Genomic DNA, 1204 nt, shown 5'->3' on the forward strand with positions numbered 1-1204 from the left:
GCGCCTGGTCGGACGCGCCCGCCCCGCCCAGACTGCCCGCGCGCCGCCGCGGCCCGGCCCGCGGCCGGTGGGATGTCATTCAGGGGGAGGACGCGCATGCAGGGCGCCGACACGCCGCTACCGGTCGACCTTTCGGGCCTTCGCGTGGCCATCAGCGCGGGCGCGGGCGGCATCGGCCGCGTCATGGCCGACAGCTTCGCCGCCCGCGGCGCCAAGGTCTTCGTCTGCGACCTGGACCAGGAGGCGCTCGCCACCTGCCCCCACCCGGCGATGCGCGCGGACATGGGCGAGACGGCGGAATGCGAGCGCTTCGTCGACGCGGCCGCCGCGCATCTCGGCGGCCTCGACGCGTTGGTGAACAATGCCGGCATCGCGGGCCCGACCGCGCGGGTCGAGGATGTGACGCCCGAGGCGCTGGACGCCACGCTGCGCATCGACCTGTCGTCCATGTTCCATTGCGTGCGCCGCGCCGTGCCGCATCTGCGCGCGGCGGGCGGGGGCAGCATCGTCAACCTCTCCTCCGCCGCCGGTCGCTTCGGCTTCCCGCTGCGCAGCCCCTATGCCGCGGCGAAATGGGGCGTGGTCGGCTTCACCAAGTCGCTGTCGATCGAACTCGGGCCGGACGGGATCAACGTGAACGCCATCTGCCCGGGACTCGTCGCCGGCGACCGCATCCGCCGCGTCATCGAGGCCAAGGCCCAGGCGCAGGGCGTGTCCTTCCGGGAGAAGGAGCAGGAGCTGCTCCGCGACGTCTCGCTGCGCTGCTACGTGACGCAGCAGGACATCGCGAACATGGCGCTCTATCTCTGCTCCCCCTTCGGCCGGACGGTCAGCGGCCAGGCGCTGGCGGTGGACGGGGACCAGCAGCGGCTGGGCTGACCCGCTTGCCGGCGCGTCGCATCCGGCGATAGCGTTGCAGCCTGGGAACAAGAGGGCGGGCCGATGCGGCGGATCTTCAAGGCCGGCCTGCCCTTGGCATTGCTCGCGGCGCTCGCGGCCTGCGCGCCGGCGGGCCCGGGCTCACCGGGCACCGCCGCGCCCGTGGTCGATCCCTCCGACGCCTGCGGCCGCCAGCGGGCGAATTTCGAACTCGCCCGCGGGCTGTTTGCCGGTGCCGTCATCGCCGGCGCGGCCGGGGGTGCCGCGATCGGCGGCGGCCTCGCGCCGCGGCGCGGCGGCGTCATCATCGTCCCCGGCAGCGTCG

At 74.5% G+C, this 1204-nt stretch carries 2 protein-coding genes; both read left to right on the forward strand.

From position 1 onward, the window contains the following. Positions 1–96: 96 nt before the first annotated feature. Positions 97–879, forward strand: a complete 783-nt coding sequence (locus HW577_RS25325; protein WP_198378849.1) for an SDR family oxidoreductase — start codon at positions 97–99, stop codon at positions 877–879. A 63-nt stretch (positions 880–942) separates the two neighbouring features. Next, the coding region (locus tag HW577_RS25330; protein ID WP_198378850.1) for a hypothetical protein at positions 943–1204 on the forward strand (262 nt) is incomplete at its 3' end.

The sequence above is a fragment of the Neoroseomonas rubea genome, from assembly GCF_016106015.1.
In the GTDB taxonomy this organism is placed as follows: Bacteria; Pseudomonadota; Alphaproteobacteria; order Acetobacterales; family Acetobacteraceae; genus Neoroseomonas; species Neoroseomonas rubea.